Here is a 214-nt window from a genome sequence, read left to right as displayed (position 1 = left end):
GCCTGTTTTAGACGAAAGCAAAACAGTTAGTGAAACTGTTGAAGAAGGTGTTGGCGAAGTTAAACACGCACTTAAACGTCTTGTCGAAGTGTATAACGAATACGCCATGGAAGACGCTGACTTTGACGCACTTTCAAAAGAGCAAGGCGAGCTTGAAGCTGTTATTCTAGCGCACGATGGTCATAACATCGACAACGTTTTAGAACGTGCAGCT

General features: G+C 43.9%; 1 pseudogene. It reads left to right on the top strand.

Going from position 1 to position 214, the window contains the following annotated elements:
* Positions 1-214, top strand: a pseudogene (locus tag V6260_RS19210) (energy-dependent translational throttle protein EttA); the annotation flags it as partial.

Source organism: Pseudoalteromonas aliena (genome assembly GCF_038155085.1).
Taxonomy (GTDB): Bacteria; Pseudomonadota; Gammaproteobacteria; order Enterobacterales; family Alteromonadaceae; genus Pseudoalteromonas; species Pseudoalteromonas aliena_A.
The sequence above is the reverse complement of the archived record's forward strand: the minus strand, read 5'-3'. Positions and strand labels throughout refer to the sequence as shown.